Here is a 1421-nt window from a genome sequence, read left to right as displayed (position 1 = left end):
TGTCGGGCACGCTGTTGGGTGTCTGAGGGCACGGCCGTGAGGCTGGGTCTTCGGTTGCCGGCCCCAGTGCACTCGGGATGTAGGTTCCGGGGTGATGGGTGGTTGGTCGTTGTTTGAGAACTGCACAGTGGACGCGAGCATCTGTGGCCAAGTTTTTAAGGGCGCACGGTGGATGCCTTGGCACCAGGAACCGATGAAGGACGTGGGAGGCCACGATAGGCCCCGGGGAGTCGTCAACCAGGCTTTGATCCGGGGGTGTCCGAATGGGGAAACCCGGCAGTCGTCATGGGCTGTCACCCGCTGCTGAACACATAGGCAGTGTGGAGGGAACGCGGGGAAGTGAAACATCTCAGTACCCGCAGGAAGAGAAAACAACCGTGATTCCGGGAGTAGTGGCGAGCGAAACCGGATGAGGCTAAACCGTATACGTGTGAGACCCGGCAGGGGTTGCGTGTGCGGGGTTGTGGGATCTCACTTCTGTTGTCTGCCGGCAACAGGGCGAGTCAGAAACCGTTGATGTAGGCGAAGGACATGCGAAAGGTCCGGCGTAGAGGGTAAGACCCCCGTAGTCGAAACATCAGCGGCTTGCTTGTGAGACACCCAAGTAGCACGGGGCCCGAGAAATCCCGTGTGAATCTGGCGGGACCACCCGCTAAGCCTAAATATTCCCTGGTGACCGATAGCGGATAGTACCGTGAGGGAATGGTGAAAAGTACCGCGGGAGCGGAGTGAAATAGTACCTGAAACCGTGTGCCTACAAGCCGTGGGAGCGTCGGATACGTGCTTGCACGTGTCTCGTGACTGCGTGCCTTTTGAAGAATGAGCCTGCGAGTTTGCGGTGTGTTGCGAGGTTAACCCGGGTGGGGAAGCCGTAGCGAAAGCGAGTCCGAACAGGGCGGTTTCAGTAGCACGCTCAAGACCCGAAGCGGAGTGATCTAGCCATGGGCAGGTTGAAGCGGCTGTAAGAGGTCGTGGAGGACCGAACCCACCAGGGTTGAAAACCTGGGGGATGACCTGTGGTTAGGGGTGAAAGGCCAATCAAACTCCGTGATAGCTGGTTCTCCCCGAAATGCATTTAGGTGCAGCGTCGTGTGTTTCTTGCCGGAGGTAGAGCACTGGATAGGCGATGGGCCCTACCGGGTTACTGACCTTAGCCAAACTCCGAATGCCGGTAAGTGAGAGCGCGGCAGTGAGACTGTGGGGGATAAGCTCCATGGTCGAGAGGGAAACAGCCCAGAGCATCGACTAAGGCCCCTAAGCGTACGCTAAGTGGGAAAGGATGTGGAGTCGCACAGACAACCAGGAGGTTGGCTTAGAAGCAGCCACCCTTGAAAGAGTGCGTAATAGCTCACTGGTCTAGTGATTCCGCGCCGACAATGTAGCGGGGCTCAAGCGTACCGCCGAAGTCGTGTCATTCATAC

1 rRNA gene (only partly in view) is annotated in these 1421 nt (G+C 57.9%); it reads left to right on the top strand.

The features are described 5' to 3' along the window. Nucleotides 1-145 precede the first annotated feature (145 nt). A 23S ribosomal RNA gene (locus AB0P07_RS36670) occupies nt 146-1421 on the top strand; its annotated part runs 1382 nt beyond the window's last position; the annotation flags it as partial.

The organism is Streptomyces sp. NPDC085944 (assembly GCF_040686295.1).
Lineage (GTDB): Bacteria > Actinomycetota > Actinomycetes > Streptomycetales > Streptomycetaceae > Streptomyces > Streptomyces salinarius.
Note: the sequence above shows the minus strand (reverse complement) of the source record. Positions and strands in the feature narration are given on the sequence as shown.